The 21,188-nt window shown below is 63.0% G+C and carries 26 protein-coding genes; 10 read left to right on the forward strand and 16 right to left on the reverse strand.

Going from position 1 to position 21,188, the window contains the following annotated elements:
- Positions 1–39: 39 nt before the first annotated feature.
- The 10 genes from HX792_RS22800 to ccmA form a co-directional block, all read right to left on the reverse strand.
- Positions 40–432, reverse strand: coding sequence for a hypothetical protein (locus tag HX792_RS22800; RefSeq protein WP_176998212.1), 393 nt, complete (start codon positions 430–432; stop codon positions 40–42).
- 16 nt (positions 433–448) lie between these two features.
- Positions 449–1,633 carry a c-type cytochrome biogenesis protein CcmI gene (gene ccmI / locus HX792_RS22805; protein ID WP_176998213.1) on the reverse strand — a complete coding sequence of 395 codons (1,185 nt, stop codon included), beginning with the start codon at positions 1,631–1,633 and terminating at the stop codon, positions 449–451.
- Positions 1,626–2,099, reverse strand: coding sequence for a cytochrome c-type biogenesis protein (locus HX792_RS22810; protein WP_176998214.1), 474 nt, complete (start codon positions 2,097–2,099; stop codon positions 1,626–1,628). Before HX792_RS22810 ends, ccmI begins: the two co-directional genes overlap by 8 nt.
- A complete protein-coding gene (locus tag HX792_RS22815) occupies positions 2,096–2,632 on the reverse strand; it encodes a DsbE family thiol:disulfide interchange protein (protein ID WP_016978490.1) in 537 nt (178 codons plus the stop codon). The genes HX792_RS22810 and HX792_RS22815 overlap by 4 nt, the downstream gene beginning before the upstream one ends.
- Positions 2,629–4,617 (reverse strand): heme lyase CcmF/NrfE family subunit, encoded by a 1,989-nt coding sequence (locus HX792_RS22820; RefSeq protein ID WP_176998215.1) that lies wholly within the window; start codon positions 4,615–4,617, stop codon positions 2,629–2,631. Before HX792_RS22820 ends, HX792_RS22815 begins: the two co-directional genes overlap by 4 nt.
- A 3-nt stretch (positions 4,618–4,620) precedes the next feature.
- A complete protein-coding gene (gene ccmE, locus HX792_RS22825) occupies positions 4,621–5,076 on the reverse strand; it encodes a cytochrome c maturation protein CcmE (protein ID WP_025857897.1) in 456 nt (151 codons plus the stop codon).
- Positions 5,073–5,249, reverse strand: a complete 177-nt coding sequence (gene ccmD, locus HX792_RS22830; RefSeq protein ID WP_176998216.1) for a heme exporter protein CcmD — start codon at positions 5,247–5,249, stop codon at positions 5,073–5,075. Before ccmD ends, ccmE begins: the two co-directional genes overlap by 4 nt.
- Positions 5,246–6,001, reverse strand: coding sequence for a heme ABC transporter permease (locus HX792_RS22835; protein WP_176998217.1), 756 nt, complete (start codon positions 5,999–6,001; stop codon positions 5,246–5,248). Before HX792_RS22835 ends, ccmD begins: the two co-directional genes overlap by 4 nt.
- Before the next feature lie 86 nt (positions 6,002–6,087).
- Positions 6,088–6,756: a heme exporter protein CcmB gene (ccmB, locus tag HX792_RS22840; protein WP_014717701.1), complete on the reverse strand. Its 669-nt coding sequence runs from the start codon at positions 6,754–6,756 to the stop codon at positions 6,088–6,090.
- Complete coding sequence (gene ccmA / locus HX792_RS22845; RefSeq protein WP_176998218.1) at positions 6,753–7,388, reverse strand: cytochrome c biogenesis heme-transporting ATPase CcmA; 636 nt, start codon at positions 7,386–7,388, stop codon at positions 6,753–6,755. The genes ccmB and ccmA overlap by 4 nt, the downstream gene beginning before the upstream one ends.
- Positions 7,389–7,588: 200 nt before the next feature.
- On the opposite strand from ccmA, the gene HX792_RS22850 reads away from it, so the two are divergent.
- Together HX792_RS22850 and HX792_RS22855 are read left to right on the forward strand one after the other, a co-directional pair.
- The gene (locus tag HX792_RS22850) at positions 7,589–9,166 is read left to right on the forward strand and encodes a flagellar hook-length control protein FliK (RefSeq protein ID WP_176998219.1); all 1,578 of its coding nucleotides are present in this window, start codon (positions 7,589–7,591) and stop codon (positions 9,164–9,166) included.
- The gene (locus HX792_RS22855; RefSeq protein ID WP_176998220.1) at positions 9,163–9,492 is read left to right on the forward strand and encodes an EscU/YscU/HrcU family type III secretion system export apparatus switch protein; all 330 of its coding nucleotides are present in this window, start codon (positions 9,163–9,165) and stop codon (positions 9,490–9,492) included. The genes HX792_RS22850 and HX792_RS22855 overlap by 4 nt, the downstream gene beginning before the upstream one ends.
- Positions 9,493–9,622: 130 nt before the next feature.
- Here HX792_RS22855 and glp read toward each other — a convergent pair whose 3' ends face one another.
- Both glp and moaB read right to left on the reverse strand, forming a co-directional pair.
- Positions 9,623–10,849 carry a gephyrin-like molybdotransferase Glp gene (gene glp, locus HX792_RS22860; protein WP_176998221.1) on the reverse strand — a complete coding sequence of 409 codons (1,227 nt, stop codon included), beginning with the start codon at positions 10,847–10,849 and terminating at the stop codon, positions 9,623–9,625.
- Positions 10,833–11,372, reverse strand: coding sequence for a molybdenum cofactor biosynthesis protein B (moaB, locus tag HX792_RS22865; RefSeq protein ID WP_176998222.1), 540 nt, complete (start codon positions 11,370–11,372; stop codon positions 10,833–10,835). Before moaB ends, glp begins: the two co-directional genes overlap by 17 nt.
- A gap of 76 nt (positions 11,373–11,448) precedes the next feature.
- Here moaB and mobA point away from each other — a divergent pair, with 76 nt between their 5' ends.
- Both mobA and HX792_RS22875 read left to right on the forward strand, forming a co-directional pair.
- On the forward strand, positions 11,449–12,051 hold the full coding sequence (mobA, locus tag HX792_RS22870) for a molybdenum cofactor guanylyltransferase MobA (RefSeq protein WP_176998223.1): 603 nt from the start codon (positions 11,449–11,451) through the stop codon (positions 12,049–12,051).
- An 80-nt stretch (positions 12,052–12,131) separates the two neighbouring features.
- Positions 12,132–12,353: a YgdI/YgdR family lipoprotein gene (locus HX792_RS22875; RefSeq protein WP_016978480.1), complete on the forward strand. Its 222-nt coding sequence runs from the start codon at positions 12,132–12,134 to the stop codon at positions 12,351–12,353.
- A gap of 55 nt (positions 12,354–12,408) precedes the next feature.
- Here HX792_RS22875 and HX792_RS22880 read toward each other — a convergent pair whose 3' ends face one another.
- The 3 genes from HX792_RS22880 to HX792_RS22890 all read right to left on the reverse strand — a co-directional run bounded on the left by HX792_RS22880 (position 12,409) and on the right by HX792_RS22890 (position 13,995).
- Positions 12,409–13,299, reverse strand: a complete 891-nt coding sequence (locus HX792_RS22880; RefSeq protein WP_176998224.1) for a pseudouridine synthase — start codon at positions 13,297–13,299, stop codon at positions 12,409–12,411.
- A 49-nt stretch (positions 13,300–13,348) separates the two neighbouring features.
- Entirely contained in the window at positions 13,349–13,684 is a 336-nt protein-coding gene (locus tag HX792_RS22885; RefSeq protein ID WP_003189932.1) for a hypothetical protein, read from the reverse strand.
- Between the two features lie 74 nt (positions 13,685–13,758).
- A complete protein-coding gene (locus tag HX792_RS22890) occupies positions 13,759–13,995 on the reverse strand; it encodes a glutaredoxin family protein (protein ID WP_176998225.1) in 237 nt (78 codons plus the stop codon).
- 148 nt (positions 13,996–14,143) lie between these two features.
- Here HX792_RS22890 and HX792_RS22895 point away from each other — a divergent pair, with 148 nt between their 5' ends.
- Complete coding sequence (locus HX792_RS22895; protein WP_218172769.1) at positions 14,144–15,868, forward strand: monovalent cation:proton antiporter-2 (CPA2) family protein; 1,725 nt, start codon at positions 14,144–14,146, stop codon at positions 15,866–15,868.
- Here HX792_RS22895 and HX792_RS22900 read toward each other — a convergent pair.
- Entirely contained in the window at positions 15,855–17,063 is a 1,209-nt protein-coding gene (locus tag HX792_RS22900; protein ID WP_176998227.1) for an ammonium transporter, read from the reverse strand. The two genes, HX792_RS22895 and HX792_RS22900, sit on opposite strands and share 14 nt — an antisense overlap.
- A gap of 373 nt (positions 17,064–17,436) precedes the next feature.
- Here HX792_RS22900 and HX792_RS22905 point away from each other — a divergent pair, with 373 nt between their 5' ends.
- The 5 genes from HX792_RS22905 to HX792_RS22925 all read left to right on the forward strand — a co-directional run bounded on the left by HX792_RS22905 (position 17,437) and on the right by HX792_RS22925 (position 21,135).
- Positions 17,437–17,751, forward strand: coding sequence for a YqjD family protein (locus HX792_RS22905; protein ID WP_176998228.1), 315 nt, complete (start codon positions 17,437–17,439; stop codon positions 17,749–17,751).
- A gap of 2 nt (positions 17,752–17,753) precedes the next feature.
- Positions 17,754–18,137 (forward strand): phage holin family protein, encoded by a 384-nt coding sequence (locus tag HX792_RS22910; protein ID WP_012723020.1) that lies wholly within the window; start codon positions 17,754–17,756, stop codon positions 18,135–18,137.
- Complete coding sequence (locus HX792_RS22915; RefSeq protein WP_176998229.1) at positions 18,134–18,475, forward strand: hypothetical protein; 342 nt, start codon at positions 18,134–18,136, stop codon at positions 18,473–18,475. Before HX792_RS22910 ends, HX792_RS22915 begins: the two co-directional genes overlap by 4 nt.
- Positions 18,476–18,567: 92 nt before the next feature.
- On the forward strand, positions 18,568–19,731 hold the full coding sequence (locus tag HX792_RS22920; protein ID WP_176998230.1) for an EAL domain-containing protein: 1,164 nt from the start codon (positions 18,568–18,570) through the stop codon (positions 19,729–19,731).
- A 72-nt stretch (positions 19,732–19,803) separates the two neighbouring features.
- The gene (locus HX792_RS22925) at positions 19,804–21,135 is read left to right on the forward strand and encodes a deoxyguanosinetriphosphate triphosphohydrolase (protein WP_176998231.1); all 1,332 of its coding nucleotides are present in this window, start codon (positions 19,804–19,806) and stop codon (positions 21,133–21,135) included.
- The last annotated feature ends 53 nt before the right edge of the window (positions 21,136–21,188 follow it).

Genomic DNA, 21,188 nt, shown 5'->3' on the forward strand with positions numbered 1-21,188 from the left:
AAAGCGCAAAAAAGGCGACCTGTAATAGGTCGCCTTTTTTTATTGCGCGTATTGCTTGCTCAACCCGGGGGGTACGCCCTGTACGTTGGTTTCTTCCCACGGGCCATTGGGGCTGATGGAGCGGCTCCAGCCGTTGCTCCAGCGGTAGTAGGTGCGTTGGCGGTAAAAGGTGTCGGGCTGCTCTTCCAGCACATACACCTGCATCTTGCCGTCCCAGTGGCTGGCGGCGCCCGGAGGCGGCGCGAAGGTCGGTGACGAAGTGGGCACCGGCTTCGGTGCTGGCGTGACCGGGCCGGAAGGCTTGGTGCCCGGTTGGGTCGACGGCCCCGACGGCGGGATCGCCGGGCCGGTGGGCGACGGAGGCCGGTGAACCGCACAAGCGCTCAGGCCCACGATCAGGCTGAGCAGGGTAAGGCGTGCAAGTGCGGTCATAGGCGTTTCCTCGAAATTACTGATCCGGACTGTCGATGGTCAGCTGCTGCAAGGCAGTGGTGCTGCTGGCCAAGGGTTGGCTGCGGCCGATCCACTCGCCAGCGGTCGGAAGACCAGCCCGGGATAGGCGTGCAACCAGTTGGACTTCGGGGAAGTTCGACAGTTTCAACTGCGGCATCATCGCGTCGGCATCGCCCAGTTCGACGGTGATCGGCAGTTCGGCGACGGTGACGCGTTTGGCCGCCAACGGCGCAGGCGGGCCACTGACGGCGCGGGCGAAGATGAACACGCTGTCGGTGGGCAGGGCCTTGGCCTTCACGTCGGCGGATAAATCCACACGCACTTTCATCAGCGCTTTTTGAGCGACAGTGCCGCCGCTTTCCTTGAGCTTTTCGGCAGCCCGGTCGATACCGCCTTGCAACGCTGCGCGGGAATTGTCCTCCGGTGGCAGTTGAGCCAGCAGGCGGTTCCAGTAGTCGATGGCTTCCTGGTAACGCTGCCCCTCAAAGGCCGCGATGCCCAACAGGCCCAGGCTGGTGACTTCTTTCGGGTCCAGCTTCAACGCTTCGTCGGTCAACGCCTGAACCTTGGGCGACCACTGTTTGTTGTCGGCAAAGTACTGGGCCTGGGCCCACTGGCCGAGCAGTTCCGGCTGGCGACCGGCCAGGGCCACGGTGCGCTCGAAGACTTTGGCGGCATCGGCGGAACGGTCCTGGGCCATGTAGGCGCGACCGAGGAAGTACAAGCCCTCGGCCGAGTCCGGCTGGGCCGCGGCGGCGCGCTCCAGGCGCTGGGTCATGTCTTGCATGGACACCGGCGGCTGGGAGAATTCGCGGGTCAGCTCGACCTTGTCGCTCGCCCCGTAATGCAGGTACAGCGCAACGCCAAGCACCGGCACCAGAAACGCCGCCAACAGTGGCAAGGGTTTGCCCAGGCGCGACTCGCGGGGTTTTTCCACGCCTTCGGTGTCGGCCAACAGTTCGCGGGCGGCTTCGGCGCGGCCGGTGTCGAGTTGCGCGGCGTTGAGCACACCTTCGTCCTGCTGCACTTGCAACTCGGCCACACGTTCCTGGTACAGCGCCACGTTCAGCGCGGTGCGGTCCTCTTCACGTTGGGCGCGGCGGTCGCGCAGCACAGGGATCAACAGGAAACTCAGGGCAATCAGGAGCAGCAACCCTGCTGCGAGCCAAAAATCAATCATCAGTCTTGGTGTCCAGCAATTGGTCGAGGCGTTTGCGTTCATCGAGGGAGAGCGCGTCGGAACCATCAGTCGGCGCGGCGCGGCGGCGGCGCACGATCACGGCCATCACCCCCACACCGGCCAGCAACAACCCGGCCGGGCCGAACCAGAGCAACGCGGTCTTGCCGGTGAGGGCCGGTTTGTAGCGCACGAAATCACCGTAGCGGTCGACCATGAAGTCGATAATCTGCTGGTTGTCTTTGCCCTCCCCCAGCATGCGGAAGATCTCTTTGCGCAAGTCGGCGGCGATCGGCGCGTTGGAGTCGGCGATGTCCTGGTTCTGGCACTTGGGGCAGCGCAGTTCCTTGGTCAGGTCGCGGAAACGCTCGCGCTCGGCATCGTTGGCGAATTCGTAAGTGTCGATGGCGGCGTGGGCCACGCCCGCCAAACCCAGCGCCAGCACGGCAGCGGCTAACAGACGCTTCATGGCTTGGCCTCATCGACCAGGGCCTGGTACTTGGCCGCCAGTTGCTCGCGCCACACCACTTCGTCGATCACACCCACGTACTTGTCGCGGATCACGCCCTTGGCGTCGATGAAGAAGGTTTCCGGGGCGCCGTACACGCCGAGGTTCAGACCGAGGTTGCCGTCTTCATCGCGAATATCCAGCTGGTACGGGTTGTGGAATTCGGCCAGCCACTTCAACGCGGCAGCGTTGTCGTCCTTGTAGTTGATGCCGTAGATCACCACGCCCTTCTCGGCCAGCTTGTTCAGCACCGGGTGTTCGACGCGGCAGGAGATGCACCAGGTGCCCCACACGTTGACCAGCGCCGGTTTGCCCAGCAAGTCGGCCTGGGTCAGGGTCTTGTCACCCTGCACCGTTGGGAGGCTGAAGGCCGGGAAGGGTTTGCCGATCATTGCCGAGGGCAACTCGGCCGGGTCCAGGTACAGCCCGCGATACAGAAACACCGCCACCACCAGAAACATCGCCAGTGGCACAACCATCAACCAACGCTTCATACCGCCGCTCCCTGCAGGCCGAGGGCTTCACGCACCCGGCTCTTGACCTTGACCCGATAACGCCGGTCCAGCGCGGCGAGCAAACCGCCAAAACCGGTGAGCAAACCACCGAACCAGATCCAGCGCACAAACGGCTTCACGTGCACCCGCACGGCCCAGGCACCGTCGCCCAGCGGTTCGCCCAGTGCCACATAGAGGTCACGGGTGAAACCGGCGTCGATACCGGCCTCGGTCATCATCGAACTCTGCACGGTGTACAGGCGTTTTTCCGGGTGCAGCACCGCCACTTCCTTGCCGTTGCGCACGACGCGCACGGTGCCTTTGTCGGAGGTGAAGTTCGGGCCTTCGAAGTGCTTGGCGCCTTCGAAGATGAAGTGGTAACCGGCCAGGTCCATGGATTCGCCCGGCGCCAGGCGCAGGTCGCGCTCGGCGCTGTTCTGGCTGGAAAGCACCACGCCCAGGGCGCACACGGCGATGCCGATGTGGGCGACCTGCATGCCCCAATAGCTGCGGGTCAGGCCTGGCAGGCCTTTGATCAGGCCTTTGTGCCGGGTCTTGTCGACGATATCGCGCACGCCGGCCAGCAACACCCACGCCGCCAACAGGAAGGTGGCCAGCACCGCCCAGTTGAAGTCGCCGTAAGCCACACCGGCGATCACCGCCAGGGCCACGCTGCCCAGCAGCACCGGCATGAGCATGCCCGCCAGCCATTTCACCGGCGTGTCTTTCCAGCGCACCAGCACGCCGACGGCCATCACCACCATCAACAGGCCCATCAGCGGGATAAACAACGCATTGAAGTACGGCGGGCCGACGGACAGCTTGGCGCCGCTCAAGGCATCCAGCACCAACGGGTACAGGGTACCGAGCAGAATCATCGACGCGGCCACCACCAGCACCAGGTTATTGCCCAGCAGCAGCGTTTCCCGCGACCACAGGTTGAAGCCGACCTGGCTCTTGACCACTGGCGCGCGCAGGGCGAACAGCGTGAGCGAGCCGCCGACCACAAACAGCAGGAAGATCAGGATGAAGATGCCGCGCTCCGGGTCGGACGCGAACGCGTGCACCGACGTCAGTACGCCCGAACGCACGAGGAAGGTACCGAGCAGGCTGAGGGAAAACGCCGCGATGGCCAGCAACACGGTCCAGCTCTTGAACACGCCGCGTTTTTCGGTGACGGCCAGCGAGTGAATCAGCGCCGTGCCCACCAGCCAGGGCATGAAGGAGGCGTTTTCCACCGGGTCCCAGAACCACCAGCCGCCCCAACCGAGTTCGTAGTAGGCCCACCACGAGCCCAAGGTGATACCAATGCCGAGGAACGCCCAGGCGACGATGGTCCACGGTCGCGACCAGCGCGCCCAGGCGGCGTCAAGACGCCCGCCGAGCAAGGCGGCGATGGCGAAGGCAAAGGCCACGGAGAAACCGACGTAGCCCATGTAGAGCATCGGCGGGTGCACGATCAGGCCGATGTCTTGCAGCAGCGGGTTGAGGTCGTGCCCGTCTGCCGGGATCTGCGGCAGGATGCGGCTGAACGGGTTGGAGGTCATGATCAGGAACAGCAGGAAGCCGATGCTGATCATGCCCATCACTGCCAGCACGCGCGCCAGCATCACTTGTGGCAATTGGCGCGAGAACACCGACACGGCGAAGGTCCAGCCGCCGAGGATCAACGCCCACAGCAGCAACGAACCTTCGTGGGCCCCCCACACGGCGCTGAACTTGTAGTACCAGGGCAAGGCGCTGTTGGAGTTGTTGGCCACATAGGCGACGGAAAAGTCGTCGGTCATGAAGGCGTAGGTGAGGCAGCCGAAGGCGAACAACAGGAACGCAAACTGGCCCCAGGCAGCCGGTTGCGCCAGGCTCATCCACAGGCGGTCACCGCGCCAGGCGCCGAGCAACGGCACCACGGCCTGCACAATGGCAAAGCACAGGGCGAGAATCATCGCCAACTGGCCGAGTTCTGGAATAAACAATGCGGACGTCATGGCTTAGCCCTCCTTGGCAGGCGTTGGCGCGGATTGGCCGCTGTCTTTGAGGGCCTTGGTCACTTCAGGCGGCATGTATTTCTCATCGTGCTTGGCCAGCACTTCGTCGGCCACCACCACGCCATCGGCGTTGAGCTTGCCCAGGGCGACGATGCCCTGGCCTTCGCGGAACAGGTCCGGGAGGATGCCGCGGTAGGTGATGGTCACGGCCTTGTTGAAGTCGGTGACCACGAAGGTCACGTCGAGGGAGTCGCTGGAGCGTTTGAGCGAGCCCTTCTCCACCATGCCGCCGGCGCGGATGCGGGTGTCCACCGGCGCTTCGCCATTGGCGATCTGGGTCGGGGTGTAGAACAGGTTGATGTTCTGCTGCAGGGCGCTCAAGGCCAGGGTCACGGCAATGCCGACGCCGGCCAGGATGGCAAGGATGATCAACAGACGCTTTCTACGCAGCGGATTCACTTTTCGGTCTCCCGGCGCAGACGACGCGCCTCTTGTTGCAGGTAACGCTTGCGGGCCAGGATCGGCGCGGCCACGTTGAGGGCCAGCACCGTCAGGCAGATGCCATAGGCCGTCCAGACGTACAGGCCGTGATGGCCCATGGCGAGAAAATCACTGAAAGACGCAAAGCTCATCCACGGGCTCCCAGGCAGGTTTGCACTTCGGCCTTGACCCAACTGGCGCGGGCTTCACGCTTGAGCACTTCGAGGCGCATGCGCATCAGCAGCACGGCGCCGAAGAAACAGTAGAACCCCAGCACCATCAGCAGCAACGGCGCCCACATTTCCACGGGCATCGCCGGTTTTTCGGTGAGGGTGAAGGTGGCGCCCTGGTGCAGGGTGTTCCACCACTCCACCGAGTATTTGATGATCGGGATGTTGATCACGCCGACGATGGCCAGCACGGCGCAAGCCTTGGCGGCGCTGTCGCGATTGCTGATGGCGTTGCCCAGTGCAATCAGGCCGAAGTACAGGAACAGCAGGATCAGCATGGACGTGAGCCGCGCATCCCACACCCACCACGAACCCCAGGTGGGTTTGCCCCAGATCGCGCCGGTGACCAGCGCCACGGCGGTCATCCACGCACCGATGGGCGCGGCGCATTGCAGGGCCACGTCGGCGAGCTTCATCTTCCACACCAGGCCGACGATGCCGCACACGGCCAGCATCACGTAGCAGGACTGGGCCAGCATCGCGGCGGGAACGTGGATATAGATGATGCGAAAACTATTGCCTTGCTGGTAGTCCGGTGGCGCGAAGGCCAGGCCCCAGACCAGGCCGATGCCAATCAACACGGCGGCAGCGATGCTCAGCCACGGCAGCAGCTTGCCGCTGATGCCATAAAACCATTTGGGCGAGCCGAGCTTGTGAAACCAGGTCCAGTTCATTGCTGTTTCCATCACGGTGGCTTCCCGTCATTGCGGGAGGCTCAGGGTCTTTACTGGTCAAGGGTATAACGCTTAACCAGACCTCATTATTCGCCGACGCTGATCTTCAGGCCGGCCGCTATAGCAAAGGGTGTCAGGGTTACCGCCAGGGCGGTCAGGCTACCAAGCCACAAGAGGTAACCGGTCGCCGGCATGCCCATGAGCGCGGCTTGCAAGGCGCCGCTGCCCAGGATCAACACCGGGATATACAAAGGCAGAATCAGCAGGGCCAGTAAGAGGCCGCCCCGCTTCAAACCGACGGTCAACGCTGCGCCCACCGCCCCCAACAGGCTGAGCACCGGCGTACCGAGCAACAAGGATAGAAGCAACACCGGCAAGCATTCGACGGGCAAGCCCAGCATCATCGCCAACAGCGGCGAAAGCAAGACTAGCGCCAAGCCGGAAAAAACCCAGTGTGCCAGCACCTTGGCCAGCACCAGAAGTGGCAAGGGGTGCGACGAAAGGACCCACTGTTCGAGGGAGCCGTCTTCGAAATCACTCCGAAACAGCCCGTCCAGCGAGAGCAGAACCGATAAAAGCGCCGCCACCCACACCAGCCCCGGGGACAAGGTTTGCAACAGTTTAGTCTCGGGGCCGACCGCCAGCGGGAACAGCGCGATGACAATCGCGAAGAACACCAATGGGTTGGCCAGTTCGGCCGGGCGGCGACACAGCAGCCGCGCTTCGCGGGCGACCAACAGGGCGAATACGCTCATGCCGACCACCTTCCCAGGTCCAGGTCACGGTAACCGGCTGGCGTGCGATTGAGAGTGTGATGGGTGGTGAGCAGTACCAGTCCGCCCCTTTCGCAATGCTGGGCCAGGTGTTCTTCGAGCTGGGCGACGCCTTGCTTATCCAGGGCGGTGAAAGGCTCGTCGAGAATCCACAGCGGCGGGCCCGGCAGGTACAAACGCGCCAGGGCCACGCGTCGCTGTTGGCCGGCGGACAACGTGTGACAGGGAACATCCTCGAAGCCCTTGAGGCCGACAGCCGCCAGGGCTAGCCAGATGGCCTCGCGGGACGCGGGATGATGCAGGGCGCTGAGCCAGCTGAGGTTTTCTTCGGCGGTGAGCACGTCCTTGATGCCGGCGGCGTGACCGATCCAGACGAGGTTGCGCGCCAACTCCGTGCGTTGTTCGTTGAGGGGCTTGCCGTTGAGCCGCACTTCGCCGGCCGTCGGCTGCATCAACCCCGCCAGCAGGCGCAATAAACTGGTCTTGCCGCTGCCGTTGGGGCCGCTGACCTGCACCATGTCACCGCCCGTCAGCCGCAGTTCGAGGTGCTCGAACAACAGGCGCAGGTCGCGTTCACAGGAAAGCGCTACGGCTTCAAGAAGAGGGCTGGTCAAAAGATCGCGGGCCTTTACGGTTCAAGTCGGCGGTGCAGTGGCCGTTAAAGAGAAATGCACAATAACGGCTTTGGCGACCGATTTTAGAGAGCTGGATCAAATAGTTGTGAGGTTTTTACCGCTCTCTTTGCAGACGGGCGGCATTATACATGCGATGCCCTACTCTAAAGAGGGCAATTTCCTTCGAGACGACGCGCACGATGACCGGTGAGATCAACCTTCCTACGCTGCCGCCAGCACCCGTGGCCGGGCCTGCCCCGCTGCCGCCGACCGGCGAGCTGCTGAAACTGCTGGAACCGCAGATCGGCTTGATCGACCCCGGAAAAACCGTGAACGCCGAGGTACTCGCGCTCAAACAGGGCGGTGATGCGTTTCAGCTGCTGCTCAAGTTGACCCTCGAAGGCGGCCGCCAGACCCTGGTGCAAGCCAGCAGCGCACAGCCATTGCCGCTGGGCAGCAACGTGGCCGTGAGCCAGACGCCGACGGGCAACCTGACCATCACCTTGCAGCAAGCCTTGAGCGCCAACGTGGCCGCCCTCACCCGCATCGACACCACCCAAATGCCGGTGGGCACGCTTTTGCAGGCCAAGGTGCTGACCACCCAGATGCTGCCCCAGGGCACCACGCAACCGGCGATCTACCGTTCGCTGGTGACCGTACTCAGCAACGCCTTGGCCGGTGCGACCCTGACCGTGGAAAGCCCGCAGCCGCTGCGGGTGGGCAGTTTGCTCAGTGCTGTGGTGCAAGACACCCAAACGTTGAATTTCGTGCCATTGAGCGGGCTCAAGGACCAACTGGCCGTGGCGCAGCAACTCGCCACCCAGCAAAGCCGCCAGGGTTCGCTGGACGTGGTGTTCACCGCCTTGCAGAACCTGCCCGCTGATGACACTACCTCCAGCGACCTGCGCGCGGCCGCCGCGCGCTTGCTCGCCGCGCTGCCCGACCTGTCGCAGGTGAGCAACCCGAAGGTGCTGGCACAAGTGATCCAGAACAGCGGCGCGTTTCTCGAAGTCAAATTGCTGGCCGGGCAAAACCCGCAAATCCCGCCGCTGGACATGAAGGGCGCGTTGCTGCGCCTGGTCGCCGATCTGCTGCCCGCGCTGCCTACCGGCACTAACCTGAATGCGATCCTCGCCGCCAACACCCTGGCCCAGGTGCTGCCCAACTTTGTGCGCAACCCGCTGAACACCCTGGGCCAGGTCAGCGCCCGCCAGACACCGGCCGGCTTTCCGTTGCCGGAGCGGCTGATGGCCAAGCTGGAAGGCGAAGGCGACCTGGAAAACCTGCTGCGCCTGGCCGCCGGGGCCATCTCGCGCCTGCAGAGCCACCAACTGTCGAGCCTGGAACAAACCGGCACCACCGCCGACGGCCGCCTGCAGACCACCTGGCAACTGGAAATCCCCATGCGCACCTTGCAGGACATCGTGCCGTTGCAGGTCAAGTTCCAGCGCGAAGAGCCGGCGCCGGACAAGGACCAGCCCGAACGCAAAGACAAAAAGGACCCCAAGCAGATGCTCTGGCGCGTGGAGCTGGCCTTCGACATGGAACCGCTGGGGCCTTTGCAGGTTCAGGCACAACTGACCCAGGGCAAGCTGTCCAGCCAGTTGTGGGCGTCCCGCCCGTTTACCGCCAGCCTGATCGAAAGCCATTTGGGCAGCCTGCGCGAACGCCTGGTGACCTCGGGCATCAATGTCGGCGACCTGGACTGCCACCTCGGCACGCCGCCACGTGGGCCGCGAACTGGCTTGGAGCAACGCTGGGTGGATGAAACCGCATGAAGAACGCCACCCCACCCCGCCAGGCGATCGCCCTCAAGTATGACGGCCAGCAAGCCCCCACTCTCACGGCCAAGGGCGACGACGCCTTGGCCGAGGCGATCCTGAAACTGGCGCGGGAAAATGAAGTGCCGATCTATGAGAACGCCGAGCTGGTGAAGCTGCTGGCGCGCATGGAATTGGGTGACAGTATTCCGGAAGAGTTGTACCGCACGGTGGCGGAGATCATCGCGTTTGCCTGGACGTTGAAAGGCAAGTTCCCGGTGGGGTATGACCCGGACGCAGGGCCGGTGGAGCGGGATGTGACGGCGCGTGGGGACGATTACTGACCTCTCACAGGCATACACAATTCCAACTGTGGGAGCTGGCTTGCCTGCGATGGCGGTGGGTCAGTCACCTTATGTATGACTGAAGCACCGCCATCGCAGGCAAGCCAGCTCCCACAGTAGATCTCTGTTGTCAGTTGAGGACTTCGCTCAGGGGGATGAAATTGACCCGGTCCCCCACCGTCAGCGTCGTGCCTTCCAACACTTCCACAAATCCTTCTGCCCACGCCGCGCTGCGCAGCACGCCGGAGCTCTGGTTGCGGTAGATGATCGCTTTGCCCTGCTCGATGCGACCGCGCAGGTATTCGCGGCGGTTGCCTGGCTTGGGCCACTCGAAGCCCACCGGCACTTCAAAACGCAGCGGCGCCACGTCCTGCACACCTTGGCGGCGCAGCAGGTAAGGCCGCGCCAGCAAGGCAAAGGTCACCAGGGTCGACGCCGGGTTGCCCGGCAGGCCGATCACCGGCACGCCGCGAAAGTGGCCGAAGGTCAGCGGCTTGCCGGGTTTGATCGCCAGTTTCCACAGCGCCAGCTCCCCCTCTTCGCGCAGGGCGATGCCAAGGAAATCCGCCTCGCCCACCGACACACCGCCCGTGGACAGGATCAGGTCAACGTCAGCCAAACCGGCGAGGCGTGTGCGGGTCTTTTCGAGGTCGTCGGGCAGGATGCCTGCGTCGATCACTTCGCAGCCCATGCGCGTCAGCCACGAGCACAACACGCGGCGATTGCTGTTGTAGATCTGGCCTGGGCCGAGCGGCAAGCCAGGTTCGATCAGCTCATCCCCGGTGGACAGCACGGCCACGCGTGGGCGGCGCACCACGTCAAGGCGGTCATGCCCAAGGGAGGCGGCAAGGCCGAGTTCGACCGGGCCCAGGCGCGTGCCGGCCGTGAGGACCAACTCGCCGACGGTGGTCTCCTGCCCTTGCGGGCGGATGTTCTGGTCCAGCTGCAACGGTTCGGTAAAGCTCACGCGTTCGTCGGCGTGGACCACGGCGTTTTCCTGCATTTCGACGCAGTCTGCGCCTTCGGGCACCGGGGCGCCGGTGAAGATCCGCGCACAGGTGCCAGTGGCCAGGGGCTGTGGTGCCTGGCCAGCGAAGATGCGCTGGCTGACCACCAGTGGCTCGCCGTTCCAGTCGGCCAGGCGCAGGGCGTAGCCGTCCATGGCGCTATTGGGCCAGGGCGGCAGGTCGAGGGTGGACACCAGATCCTGGGCCAGTACCCGCCCATCGCAATCGGCCAGAGGCAGGCGCTGCTGTTCGCGGATAGGCGCGGCGTCGGCCATGTCCAGCAGTTGCTGCAGCGCCTGTTCCACCGGCATCAGGGCGCCGGTCTTGCCGGGCTTACCCACGGGATTCACAAGGTTCGGCCTGCTTGAGGTGCGGCACGAAGTTGCACGGGCGATGGCGGTTGTCCAACTGTTCAGCGAGGATGCCATCCCAGCCGGTGCGCACGGCATTGGTGGAGCCCGGCAGGCAGCACACCAGCGTGCCGTTGGCCAGGCCGGCCAGGGACCGGGACTGCACGGTGGAGGTGCCGATATCGGCCACGGAGATCTGGCGGAACAGCTCGCCAAAACCGTCGACCTGTTTGTCCAGCAGGCAGCTCACGGCTTCGGGGGTGCTGTCGCGCCCGGTGAAGCCGGTGCCGCCGGTGATCAGCACCACTTGCACGACGTCTTCGGCGATCCAGTGGGCCACTTGGGCGCGGATTTTGTAGAGGTCGTCCTTGAGCAATACACGCTCGGCCAGGGTGTGGCCGGCAGCGGTCAGGCGGTCGACGAAGACCTGGCCCGAGGTATCGGTGTCGAGGGTGCGGGTGTCGCTGACGGTCAGTACAGCGATGTTCAGGGGTACGAAGGGCGCATCAGCCTTGGCTTTCATGGCTCGGTCCGGTTGTCGAAGGAACAGCACGATGTTATATCACAGGGCCCTATTTGCCTGCCGCAGCGGAACCGCCATGTCTTCAGATTCTTCAGCCCTGCACTGTTCGATCCTGCTGCTGGCCGGCGGGCGTGGCCAGCGTATGGGCGGCCAGGACAAAGGCTTGTTGCACTGGCGCGGCCTGCCGCTGATTGCCCATCTGCAGCGCCTGGCGCGGCCGCTGACCGATGACCTGATTATCTCGTGCAATCGCAACCATGCGCTTTACGCGCCGTACGCCGACCAGTTGGTGAGCGACGACAGCCCGGATTTTCCCGGGCCGTTGGCCGGCATCCGTGCAGGACTGGCCGCCGCGCATCATGGGCACCTGCTGGTATTGCCGTGCGATGTGCCCAATATTGATGTGCACCTGCTGACCCAGATGCGTGAGACAGTGCAGCGCAACCCGCTGCTGCCGCTGATGGTGCGCCATGGCGAGTTCTGGGAGCCGCTGATCTGCATCATCCCCACCCACCTGCGCGACGCCGTGGAAAGCGCCTGGGATGCGGGTGAGCGCAGCCCGCGCAAGATTCTCCTGCAACTGGGCGGCATCGGCCTTGAATGCCCGGCCGATGACCCACGCCTGGCCAACCTGAATACACCCGAGCTGTTGCACCCAGGGTTTGGCGTGTCAGAATGAGCGTCGGACAAGGAACTTTGCTGACGTTGTATACGTCACAAGGTCAGCACTCAAAAAAGTATTCTCTCGGAGACAAACTCATGACTCAACGGACCATCGCCGCTCTCATGCTTGCACTGGGCCTCGCTACCCTTGCCGGTTGCGCCTCGCCAACAGTGATCACCCTGAATGACGGTCGCGAAATCCAGGCCGTCGACACTCCTAAATTCGACAAGGACTCGGGTTTCTACGAGTTCGAACAATTGGACGGCAAGCAGACCCGCATCAACAAGGATCAGGTTCGCACCGTTAAAGACTTGTAAACCTCAGCGTTTACTACCAAGGCCCGCCTCGCGCGGGCCTTGTCGTTTCTGGCGGTTACCAGTCGAGGGTGATTTGGCTGCGAAAGCTGCGCTCGTGCCCGGTCACCGGGTCGATAAAACGCACACCCTGGGCCAGCAGCTTGAGCGGGTTGGCGTAGTCGTCCACGGCGTCCTTGATCACATCAGGGTAGAACGGGTCATTGCAGATACTCGCCCCCAGCGCGGTCATGTGCACGCGCAGCTGGTGCTTCTTGCCGGTCACGGGGAACAGGCCGTAGCGCCACAGCTCGCCATTTTTCTCGCGCACCTCTACCGCCGTTTCAGTGTTGCTGGCGCCAGCGCCTTCCTGCATGCGAAAGAACGGCTCGCCGTCCACCAGGCGGCTCTTGTGCACCAGCGGGAAGGTCAGGTCTGGCAAGGCCGGGGCAATGGCTTCGTAGAACTTGTCGATCTTTCGCGTGGGAAACAGTTGCTGGTACGCCGCGCGGCTGGCCGGGTTGGCCGAGAACAGCACCAGCCCTGCGGTATGCCGGTCGATCCGGTGCAGCGGCACCAGCGAAGGGTTGTCCAAACGGCGGATCAAGCGGCGCAACAGGGTTTGCTCGACGTATTCCCCGGCGGGCGTCACGGGCAGGAAGTGTGGCTTGTCGGCGACGACCAGGTGCTCGTCTGCATACAGAATGGTCTCCTGCACCGGGATCACTTTTTCATTCGGTACTTCACGAAAGTAATAGATGCACAGGCCTTCCTTGTAGGCCAGGTCCGCACCTATCGGGCAGCCGTTGATGTCCAGCACCCGACCACGGGCGATGCGGTCCAGCCAGTGTTCTCGGCTGATGGCCGGGAAGTGTTCAGACAGGCAGTCGAGCACCAGCGCCCAAGGGCCCGGCGGCAGGTACAAGGTGCTGGCTTGGTGCTCGGAGGCGATAAACGTGGAAGTGGACATGCAGATGCTCGAAGCCTAGGGAAAACCGGCGGGCATTATCCCGCAGGGTTCAGGCCTTGGCCAATTGCGCGCGCAGCACCGGCGAAGCACTGGCAGCCTCGGTGAACTCCTTGAGCCAACGCAGCACGTCCACCGCTTCCCAGCGGCCGGGATCATAGAGCGCGTATAACAGGCCCTGGTAACCCACTACATCCAGTTGCTTGTGGTAACCGGCGCGCTGGAACAGTGCCTCGATCTCGGCGAAGCAGGTGTTGAAATGCACTTTGTTGAAGGGCGTCTTGCCTTCCGTGACCAGGCCATCGAGGCGCAGCTCGTTCACCGCATCGCGTACGACATCGGCGGACATGCGATTGACGCTGCTTTTCAGTTGTTCAACATTCACCACGGGCGTTCCCTCTATTCAATCGCTGTACAAACATACAGTAACTTAATATTTGGAAACCTGCCATCGCATAACACTCAACGAAGGAAGGCAACGACCTGTTGTGTGTCGAATGGCCAATCCAGTTCCGCACCGGTGTCTGCCCGGCGAAGCACCGGAATACGCAGGCCGTAGGCTTCAGTCAGATCGTCGGGGTCGGTGATATCCACCAACTCCACCAGCAACCCGTGTTCGACGAGCGGCATGATTTCGGCTTCGGCGATCTCACAAAGATGGCAACCCAGGGTGCCGAACAACTGGCATTCAGGAAGCATGATGAATGGACCTGATCAGAAAACAGGCACACATTCTAAGCCCGGTTGCAGCCTCACGCCCACCCCATAAACCCTGACCCAGATCACCATGGCCTATAACTGATTCAGCGATTCTCACGGCTTTTTTGCCTGCCCCCTTGCAATGGAGATGCCTGTGTTTGCCAACCTGTTGATCATCCTGGCCTCGTCCCTGGTAGTGATTGCGCTGTTTCGCCGACTGCAATTGCCCCCCGTGCTGGGCTACCTGTGCGTGGGCTTGGCCGTGGGGCCCACCGCCCTGGATTGGGTGAACGACAGCGAAGAGCTGCCCGACCTCGCCGAACTCGGCGTAGTGTTCCTGCTGTTCTCCCTGGGGCTGGAGTTTTCCCTGACCAAGATGCTCGCCCTGCGCCGTGTGGTGTTTGGCTTGGGCAGCCTGCAAGTGGTGGGCTGCGGGGTATTGCTGGGCGTGCTGTTGATGATCCTGGGCGTGGCGCCGAGCATCGCCTTGCTGTTGGGGGCGGGGCTGGCGTTGTCGTCCACGGCCATTGTCAGCAAAGAGCTGACCAGTCTTGGCGAGATATTCAGCAGCCATGGGCAGAACGCTATTGGTGTGTTGTTGTTTCAGGACGTAGTAGCCGTGTTGCTGTTGACCCTGGTGCCGGTGTTTGCCGGCACCGGTGAGCAGGCCTGGTATTGGGCATTGCCGTTGACCCTGGGCAAGACCGTGGTGCTGTTTGTGGGCCTGCTGTTAGCCAGCCGCTGGTTGTTGCCACGGTTGTTCCATGAAGTGGCGGCGTCCCACTCGGCCGAACTGTTTGTGCTGTTGGCCTTGGTGATTGTGTTGCTCACGGCGTGGCTCACGCATTTGCTGGGCTTGTCCCCTGCCCTCGGTGCCTTCCTGGCTGGCATGCTGCTGGGGGAAAGTCATTATCGCCATCAGATCGAGGCGGATATCCGGCCGTTTCGCGACATTCTGCTGGGGCTGTTTTTCGTCAGCATCGGCATGCTCATCGACCTGCAACTGTTTGTCAGCCACAGCCTGCTGATCCTTGGACTGACCCTCACCTTGATGCTGGTCAAGGGCTGCGTGGTGGCCGCGCTGGTCAAGCTGCGCGGCAGCGACAGTGAAACCGCCTGGCGCAGCGGCCTGGCCCTGGCCCAGGGCGGTGAATTCTGTTTTGCCTTGATGGCGCAGATGCAGCAAAGCCGCTTGATCCCCGACGAATTCAACGGCCTGCTGCTCGCCGCGACCTTCTGCTCGATGCTGCTCACGCCGCTGTTACTGCGCGCCGCACCGAGCCTGGCCCTGCGCCTGCACCGCACGCCCAATCAGCAAGTCCAACTGGACGAAATCACCGCGCTCAACGCCGAGCTGCGCGGGCATGCGGTGATCTGTGGCTATGGCCGCGTCGGGCAATCCATCGGGCGCTTTCTGCGGCGCGAACAGCAAGCCTTTATCGCACTGGACGACGACCCTGAGCGGGTGCAGGAAGCTGCCACTGAAGACAGCAGCGTGCATTACGGGGATTGCCGTCGCGGCGCTCTGCTCAGCGCGGTGGGCCTGGAGCGCGCGCGGTTGGTGGTGATCGCGGTGGACAACAGCGATGTGGCGTTGGTGGTGCTCAAGGAAGCGCGACGCATCAACCCTGACGTGCCGATCCTGGTGCGCACCCGCGATGACAGCCAGTTGGCTGAACTGAAAGCGGCGGGCGCCAGCGAAGTGGTGCCCGAGCTGTTGGAGTCGAGCCTGATGCTCGCCTCCCACGCCTTGATCCTGCTGGGCCTGCCGGACCAACAGGTGCAGGCGCGGGTGGACGAAGTGCGGCATAACCGCTACCGCCTGCTACACGGTTTTAATCCATCGGCCGAACCGCCGATCAATCCTGACTGACCGCACCGATTTTATGGATCGACAGGTCCGCACCGTAGTACTCCTCTTCCTGGCTCAGGCGCAGCCCGTGCAGGCGTTTGATCACACCGTACACCAACAGGCCACCACCCAGCGCCACCACCACACCCAGGGCGGTGCCGATCAACTGGCTGGTCAGGCTGACGCCGCCCAGTCCGCCCAGCGCGGTCTGGCCGAAGATGCCGCAGGCGATGCCACCCCACACGCCGCACAGGCCGTGCAGCGGCCACACACCCAGCACGTCGTCGATCTTCCAACGATCCTGGGCCGCAATGAAGCACCACACGAACAGCCCGCCCGCGACTGCGCCAGTGACCAGCGCGCCCACCGGGTGCATCAGGTCGGAGCCGGCACAGATCGCCACCAGCCCGGCCAACGGACCGTTGTGCAGGAAGCCGGGATCGTTGCGCCCAATGATCAGCGCCGCGACGGTGCCGCCCACCATCGCCATCAACGAGTTGACCGCCACCAGGCCACTCACGCCGTTGAGGGTTTGCGCGCTCATCACGTTGAAGCCGAACCAGCCGACAATCAAAATCCACGAGCCCAAGGCCAGGAATGGAATACTCGACGGCGCGAACGCCACCAGTCGGCCCTCGCGATAACGCCCGTTACGCGGGCCCAGCAGCAACACCGCCGCCAGCGCCAGCCAGCCGCCCATGGCGTGCACCACCACGGAACCGGCGAAGTCATGGAAGCTGGCGCCGAACGTCGCCAGCAGCCAGGCTTGCAGGCCGAAGTTGCCGTTCCACACCATGCCTTCAAAAAACGGGTAGATAAAAGCCACGATCAACGCGGTGGCGCACAGTTGCGGAACAAAACGTGCACGCTCGGCAATACCCCCGGAAATGATCGCCGGTATCGCCGCCGCAAAGGTCAACAGGAAGAAGAACTTCACCAGGCCATAGCCGTGGTCGGCACTGATCACCGCAGCCGGTTGCATGAAGCTCACGCCGTAAGAGATCCAATAGCCTATAAAGAAATAAGCCAGGGTGGAGATGGCAAAGTCACTGAGGATCTTCGACAAGGCGTTGACCTGGTTTTTCTGGCGAACCGTGCCCACTTCCAGAAACGCGAAGCCGGCGTGCATGGCCAGGACCATGACCGCGCCAATCAGGATGAACAGGGTATTGGAGCTGTGGACGAGGGTGTCCACCGCACTTTGCAAATTTTCCATGGAGGTTGGCAGGCCTGCATTAAAGGCAAAAAGCACCAAAGCGGTTCAAGCCAGGGTTGCACGCACTAAATTGGCACCTGCGGCCCCACCCCTCTTCAGAGGGCGTGAACCGCTTTAGCGCAGCGATCAACTCAATAGGCCGTTGCCGACAGGGTTTTTCCGCGAGTTTCAGTTATTTAGGGTAAGGTTTTTGAAGGCATTGCCTCATTCCGCCCAGATTCAGCGCAGGCCCCGAGGCGTGCGCACCAAGGCAAAGCAAAAGCTGTACCAGACAATTGCACTGAACCTTCACCGATACCGGTGACTCGAAAACACACGTAGCAAACAGTCGCACAGACCCAGACACACAGATCAGCCAATCACGGAGATAACCATGGCCAGAAAAACTGCAAAAACTGCTCAAGAAATACTGCTGGCGGATTTTCAAACCCTGGTCAGTGACACCGAAAAACTGCTGGACGACACCAAAGTGCTGGCCGGCGACCAAGCCGACGAATTGCGCACCAAGATCCACGACAGCCTGCTCAAGGCCCGTGAAACCCTGCAGCAGACCGAAGATTCCCTGCGCGAACGCGGCCAGGCAGCCCTCACCGCCACCGAAGATTACGTGCAAGCCAACCCTTGGCAGTCGGTGGGTATTGCCGCCGGCGTGGGCTTTCTGATCGGCCTGCTGGCTACAAGGCGCTAACCATGTCTATCGGCGAAACCGGCTCGTCTACGGGCACTACTTCAAGACGTCTGGGCGCGGCCGTGCTGGGCTTGCTGCACAGCCATGTCGAACTGTTTGGCATCGAGTTGCAGGAACAGAAGGCACGTACGGTCAGCCTGCTGCTGTTTGCCGGCCTGGCGTTGGTGTTCGCGCTGCTGTTGCTGGTGGGTTTGTCGACACTGGTGATGATTTTGGTGTGGGACACCGGCTACCGGCTCACGGGGATCATCTGCCTCTGCGTGTTCTATAGCCTGGCGGCCGCGTTCTGCGGGGTGCGCTTGAAGGCGGCGGTGTTCGATGAGTCCACGCCGTTCCACGCCACTCTCGAAGAGCTGGCCAATGATCGGGAGCGCCTGCTGCCATGAGCCTGACTGAAATGCCACAGAACACTTCACGACGGGAAATGCGCAAGGCGTTGATCCGTCTGCGCATGGAAATGCACCGTCAGGAAATCCGCCACGAGTCCCAACAACTGGTGGCGCCCCTGACCAAGGTGCGCAGCATGGGTCAGAACTGGCAGGACAGCCTGGGCATCAAGCACGCGCCGCTGTGGGGCGTGGCTGCGGTCACCCTGCTGGGTTTCTTCACCGGCAAAGGCGCCAAGGGCGGCAGTATCAGCAGCCTGACACGCCTGGTGAGGCTCGGAGCAGGTCTGATCCCGCTGATCAAACTGGCCATGCAGGGCAGTTCACGCAAAGGTTGAGCCCTGCTGGCTGCATTCTTGCAAACAGAATCGGCTCGGCCCTCGTCATTGAGGGCCGAGCCTTTTTTCGCCGACTCTTTTAAGGAGGCCCCGTGATTGACGGGCAACCGCTCGCCTGCTTCCAGCCGTTCATCGATACCGCCACCGGGCGCATTGCCGGTGTTGAGGCGCTCGGCCGCCTGCGCCAGGCCGATGGCCGCTTGCAGTCTGTGGGCCCCTTGTTCGCCGACCCGCGCACGCCAGGCGCCACCTTGCGACGCCTTGACCGGCAGATCCGCGACAATGCCTTGAGCCGCCTGCATGAGGCTCCGCAAGACTGGTTCCTGAGCCTGAACATCTCGCCGCGCTGGATCAACCGGCTGCGCCCTGGCCAAGCCCTGCCCAGCTTGAAGCAGGTGCAGGCACACGGGGTCGACCCGCAGCGCATCGTGTTCGAGATCACCGAGCTGGGCGGCGACATCCAGCGCCTGGCCGACGTGGTGGCACGCTATCGCGAGGCCGGCGCGCGCATCGCCATCGATGACTTTGGCGCAGGTTATTCGCAACTCGACCGCGTGCTGGCGTTGCAGCCAGACATTCTCAAGCTGGACATGCGCCTGTTCCAGGAAGCGGCCCGAGGTGGGCCGAGCAGTGAAGTGGTGCGGGCCCTGGCGCAGATGGCCGAGAAAACCGGCTGCTGGATCATCGCCGAAGGCGTAGAAACCGAGGCGCAGTTGAGTTTCGCCCTGGAATGCGGCTCGCGCTATGTGCAGGGTTACCTGTTCGCCCAGGCACAGCTGGACTGGTTCGATGCCGACGCCTTTGTGCCGCGCTTCGCGCAACTGCGTACCGCCTACGTCCAGCAGAAGCTTGCAGAGCGGGGGCGCGTGATGCAGTTGCGCCTGCAGTTGGCCGAGCTGATGAAAATCCTGCAGGCCTGGGCACAGGGCCAGGCCCCTCTGGCTCAGCTGCCCCAATTGCCGAACTTTCCCTGGCTGCTGCGCTTTTACCAATGCGACCGGCATGGCACCCAACTGACGCCCAACTTCGAATGGCGCCAGGATGCCTGGCAGGCCGACAGCCGCTACCTGGGCCACAACTGGTCGTGGCGCCCGTACTTCTATCACCTGCTCGCGGAAGGCTGGGAGGAACGGCGCCTGACCCTGTCGTCGACCTATCGAGACGCCACCACTAACAGCTACTGCCTGACCGCAGGACAATTCTTCGATAACGGTCAGCGTTTGCTGTTAATCGATATCGACGCGGCCGGGCTGTAGATTTTCGCTTGCCCCGCCAGGGCGGAACCGGGAAGCTGGGCGGTGTCATTCACCGCACGGAGAGTACCCGCCTTGGATTGGCCCACCCTGCTTACCCGCGAACGCCTAGGTAAAACCCTGCACAGTCCGGAAGAACTGGGCCGCAGCCCGTTTCACAAGGACCATGACCGCATCATTTTCTCGGGTGCGTTCCGCCGCCTGGGCCGCAAGACCCAAGTGCACCCGGTGTCCAGCAATGACCATATCCACACGCGGCTGACCCACTCCCTGGAAGTCAGTTGCGTGGGGCGTTCCTTGGGCATGCGCGTCGGCGAAACCCTGCGCAGTGCCCTGCCCGACTGGTGTGACCCGAGCGACCTGGGCATGGTGGTGCAGTCGGCCTGCCTGGCCCACGACATCGGCAACCCGCCGTTCGGGCATTCCGGCGAAGATGCCATCCGCCACTGGTTCCAGCAGGCGGCCGGGCGCGGCTGGCTGGATGACATGAGCAGCGCCGAGCGCAATGACTTCCTCAATTTCGAAGGCAATGCCCAGGGTTTTCGCGTGCTGACCCAGCTTGAATATCACCAGTTCGACGGGGGTACGCGGCTGACCTACGCCACGCTGGGTACCTACCTGAAGTATCCCTGGACCGCTCGCCACGCCGACTCCCTGGGCTACAAGAAGCATAAGTTCGGCTGCTACCAGAGCGAGTTGCCGATCCTTGAGCAGATCGCACATAAACTCGGCCTGCCACAGCTGGAAGAACAGCGCTGGGCCCGGCACCCGCTGGTGTACCTGATGGAAGCGGCCGACGACATCTGCTACGCCCTGATCGATCTAGAAGACGGCCTGGAAATGGAGTTGCTGGACTACGCCGAGGTCGAGTCGTTGCTGCTCGACCTGGTCGGCGATGACCTGCCCCAGACCTATCGACAACTGGGCGCGCAAGACTCTCGTCGACGCAAGCTGGCGATCTTGCGCGGCAAGGCCATCGAGCACCTGACCAACGCGGCGGCCAGGGCGTTTGTCGAACAGCAGGACGCGCTGTTGGCCGGCACGCTGCCGGGCGACCTGGTGGAGCACATGCATGGTCCTGCCAAACGCTGCGTGCTGGACGCCAAGGACATGGCCCGCAAGAAGATCTTCCAGGACAAACGCAAGACGCTGCATGAGATCGGCGCCTACACCACCCTGGAGATCCTGCTGAACGCTTTTTGCGGGGCAGCACTGGAGCAGCATGGCGGGCGCACGCCTTCCTTCAAGAACCGCCGTATCCTCGATCTGCTGGGCAATAGCGCGCCAAATCCGGCGTGGCCGTTGCATGCGTCATTCCTGCGTATGATCGACTTCATCGCCGGCATGACCGACAGCTACGCCACCGAAATGGCGCGGGAGATGACCGGGCGCTCCAGCCCTCAATAACCGCTTCGATCGAGCTGCCTGTTGCCTGAAAGGAATTGGCCTACGAAGGGAAC

This window comes from Pseudomonas sp. B6002, from assembly GCF_013385985.1.
Classification (GTDB): Bacteria; Pseudomonadota; Gammaproteobacteria; order Pseudomonadales; family Pseudomonadaceae; genus Aquipseudomonas.

What these genes read in the sequence shown, in the direction of transcription:
- HX792_RS22800 (WP_176998212.1), bottom strand. Translation starts at nt 432, where the DNA reads ATGACCGCACTTGCACGCCTTACCCTGCTCAGCCTGATCGTGGGCCTG.
- HX792_RS22880 (WP_176998224.1), bottom strand. Translation starts at nt 13,299, where the DNA reads ATGTCCACTTCCACGTTTATCGCCTCCGAGCACCAAGCCAGCACCTTG.
- ccmD (WP_176998216.1), bottom strand. Translation starts at nt 5,249, where the DNA reads ATGAGCTTTGCGTCTTTCAGTGATTTTCTCGCCATGGGCCATCACGGC.
- HX792_RS22900 (WP_176998227.1), bottom strand. Translation starts at nt 17,063, where the DNA reads ATGGAAAATTTGCAAAGTGCGGTGGACACCCTCGTCCACAGCTCCAAT.
- HX792_RS22905 (WP_176998228.1), top strand. Translation starts at nt 17,437, where the DNA reads ATGGCCAGAAAAACTGCAAAAACTGCTCAAGAAATACTGCTGGCGGAT.
- HX792_RS22810 (WP_176998214.1), bottom strand. Translation starts at nt 2,099, where the DNA reads ATGAAGCGTCTGTTAGCCGCTGCCGTGCTGGCGCTGGGTTTGGCGGGC.
- HX792_RS22820 (WP_176998215.1), bottom strand. Translation starts at nt 4,617, where the DNA reads ATGACGTCCGCATTGTTTATTCCAGAACTCGGCCAGTTGGCGATGATT.
- HX792_RS22815 (WP_016978490.1), bottom strand. Translation starts at nt 2,632, where the DNA reads ATGAAGCGTTGGTTGATGGTTGTGCCACTGGCGATGTTTCTGGTGGTG.
- HX792_RS22875 (WP_016978480.1), top strand. Translation starts at nt 12,132, where the DNA reads ATGACTCAACGGACCATCGCCGCTCTCATGCTTGCACTGGGCCTCGCT.
- HX792_RS22895 (WP_218172769.1), top strand. Translation starts at nt 14,144, where the DNA reads ATGCCTGTGTTTGCCAACCTGTTGATCATCCTGGCCTCGTCCCTGGTA.
- HX792_RS22915 (WP_176998229.1), top strand. Translation starts at nt 18,134, where the DNA reads ATGAGCCTGACTGAAATGCCACAGAACACTTCACGACGGGAAATGCGC.
- mobA (WP_176998223.1), top strand. Translation starts at nt 11,449, where the DNA reads ATGTCTTCAGATTCTTCAGCCCTGCACTGTTCGATCCTGCTGCTGGCC.
- ccmI (WP_176998213.1), bottom strand. Translation starts at nt 1,633, where the DNA reads ATGATTGATTTTTGGCTCGCAGCAGGGTTGCTGCTCCTGATTGCCCTG.
- HX792_RS22855 (WP_176998220.1), top strand. Translation starts at nt 9,163, where the DNA reads ATGAAGAACGCCACCCCACCCCGCCAGGCGATCGCCCTCAAGTATGAC.
- HX792_RS22890 (WP_176998225.1), bottom strand. Translation starts at nt 13,995, where the DNA reads ATGCTTCCTGAATGCCAGTTGTTCGGCACCCTGGGTTGCCATCTTTGT.
- HX792_RS22910 (WP_012723020.1), top strand. Translation starts at nt 17,754, where the DNA reads ATGTCTATCGGCGAAACCGGCTCGTCTACGGGCACTACTTCAAGACGT.
- HX792_RS22850 (WP_176998219.1), top strand. Translation starts at nt 7,589, where the DNA reads ATGACCGGTGAGATCAACCTTCCTACGCTGCCGCCAGCACCCGTGGCC.
- ccmB (WP_014717701.1), bottom strand. Translation starts at nt 6,756, where the DNA reads ATGAGCGTATTCGCCCTGTTGGTCGCCCGCGAAGCGCGGCTGCTGTGT.
- moaB (WP_176998222.1), bottom strand. Translation starts at nt 11,372, where the DNA reads ATGAAAGCCAAGGCTGATGCGCCCTTCGTACCCCTGAACATCGCTGTA.
- HX792_RS22835 (WP_176998217.1), bottom strand. Translation starts at nt 6,001, where the DNA reads ATGAACTGGACCTGGTTTCACAAGCTCGGCTCGCCCAAATGGTTTTAT.